Below are 1,323 nucleotides of genomic sequence, written 5' to 3'. Positions count from 1 at the left end.
TCCAAGCGAAATTTTAGAATCCGCAGTGCACCTTGAAAATACAGTTCGTATCGGTGATGTATCTATCCATGAATTTGATGCGGTTTTCCTGCCCGGCGGTCATGGAACAATGTATGACCTGCCGGATGATCAACTCCTTCATCAATTGGTCCGTAACTTTTATGAAGCGGGGAAAATAGTTGCTGCAGTGTGCCATGGTCCTGCAGGGTTAACAGGAGTCAAATTATCGAATGGACAGCCCCTTGTAGCAGGTAAGCGAGTGAATGCATTCACAAATATGGAAGAGGCACAAACTGGCTTTGGATAATGTTCTTCCTTTCCTCCTTGAGAGTAAGCTTCGTGAACTGGGAGCCATTTTTGTGGCGGCGCCAGATTGGACACCCCATCTTGAAGTTGACGGAAATTTGATTACAGGTCAAAATCCTCAGTCCACTCTGACTGTTACCAGAGCTGTTATTGAAAAACTAGGTTAAAGGGGTGATGGGGCTGCTGTTTATATTAAGTAGTGGCCCCATGCTTCTTTTTTGTATAAATGGATAGGGGGTTATTTATTTGGGTGCAGTAAATACAGAAAATAAACCTGCAAGTAAAAGCCCCACATTGGCGTTACTTGCGCTAACATTAGGGGCATTCGCGATTGGGATGACCGAATTTATTATTATGGGGTTGCTTCCTGAAGTGGCAGAAAGCTTGCAGGTGTCCATCCCATCAGCTGGGCTACTCATTACTGGGTATGCACTGGGCGTTGCCATAGGTGCTCCCATCATCACAGTCGCGACTCATCGAATGAAACGAAAGCAGTTGCTCCTCTTTCTAATGATTCTTTTCATAGCAGGTAATGCTTTGGCTGCTCTTGCACCGAACTATGGTGTTTTAATGGTAGCCCGCATCCTGGCAGCATTAACTCATGGGTCTTTTTTGGTGTTGGATCTGTAATCGCAGCTGAACTGGTTCCTAAGGAAAAGCGGGCTGGAGCGATTGCCATCATGTTTACCGGTCTGACACTCGCAAATATATTGGGTGTCCCTATCGGCACATTTATTGGGCAAGCTTTTGGATGGAGATCCACTTTTTGGACGATCACAGTAATAGGATTGATTGCTTGGATTGGAATATCCATACTCGTGCCAAAAGTAAAAGCATCTCCATCCAGCCTAAGGCAGGAGCTCGGTGTACTGCGTCGACCAGCTGTTCATGTTGCTCTTTTAATGACAGTGTTTGGTTTTGGAGGAGTTTTTACAGTCGTTCACTTATATTTCGCCGATATTAATTGATATTACAAAATTTTCGGCAAATTCCGTCTCTTACATTCTTGTCTTGTTT

2 pseudogenes are annotated in these 1,323 nt (G+C 44.5%); both read left to right on the top strand.

Annotated elements, in window-relative coordinates:
* Nucleotides 1-473, top strand: a pseudogene (locus CPT76_RS36210) (type 1 glutamine amidotransferase domain-containing protein); the annotation flags it as partial.
* A 169-nt stretch (nucleotides 474-642) separates the two neighbouring features.
* Nucleotides 643-1,323, top strand: a pseudogene (locus CPT76_RS36205) (MFS transporter); the annotation flags it as partial.

Origin of the sequence: Paenibacillus sp. AR247 (assembly GCF_002968895.1) — a bacterium.
In the GTDB taxonomy this organism is placed as follows: domain Bacteria; phylum Bacillota; class Bacilli; order Paenibacillales; family Paenibacillaceae; genus Paenibacillus_AQ; species Paenibacillus_AQ favisporus.
Note: the sequence above shows the minus strand (reverse complement) of the source record. Positions and strands in the feature narration are given on the sequence as shown.